The organism is Rhizobium sp. 18055 (genome assembly GCF_902706285.1).
Classification (GTDB): domain Bacteria; phylum Pseudomonadota; class Alphaproteobacteria; order Rhizobiales; family Rhizobiaceae; genus Rhizobium.
Genome location: NZ_CACSKD010000076.1, coordinates 1 through 707 on the forward strand (window position 1 = coordinate 1; position 707 = coordinate 707).

The following is a 707-nucleotide window of genomic DNA, read 5'->3' on the forward strand; positions in this document are numbered from 1 at the left end:
CATCGGCACCGTGAAGGCCCTGCTGCGGCGCCATTCGCTGGCCGAGCTGCAGGCGCTGGCACGCAGCGCGCTCGACGTGGACACGGCCGATGAAGTGCGCGCCCTGGGCGCTGCGCTGCGTCCGGCTGCGCAGGCACCGGTGCAGGAGGCGGACCATGGCTGAGAACGGCATGCCCCGCGTTTTCACGATCACCCTCAACCCGGCGATCGACCATACGGTGCGGGTGGAGTCCCTCGTGCCCGGCCATGTGCACCGCGCGCTCGGCCAGCAGGTGGAGGCAGGCGGCAAGGGCGTGGGTGTCGCCGCGGTGCTCGCGGCGCTCGGCGTGCCCGTGACGGCCACCGGCTGGCTGGGCGCGGACAACGACGCCGTGTTCGCTGCCGCCTTCGCCGCGCGCGGCATCACGGACGGCATGCTGCGCCTGCCGGGCGCCACGCGGACCAACATCAAGATTGCCGACGCCGCGCGTGGCGATTCCACCGACATCAACCTGCCGGGCCTGGCCCTGGAGCCCGCCGCACTCGCGCGCGCCGAGGCCGATCTCACGGCCGCGCTGTGCGCACAGGTGCGGGCCCGGAGACTGGTGCGAACTCGCCGGCAGCCTGCCGCCCGGCGCCGATGCCGCCGTCTGGGAGCGCATCGCCCGGGCCGTGGCGGCGCTCGGCGCGCGCATCGCCATCGACACGGGCGGCGCGGTGCTGCGGCA

The 707-nt window shown here is 75.0% G+C and carries 1 protein-coding gene; it reads left to right on the forward strand.

From position 1 onward, the window contains the following. Window positions 1–155: 155 nt before the first annotated feature. Window positions 156–707 (forward strand): PfkB family carbohydrate kinase (locus GVL52_RS31495; protein WP_244619319.1); only part of this gene is annotated, 552 nt, incomplete at its 3' end.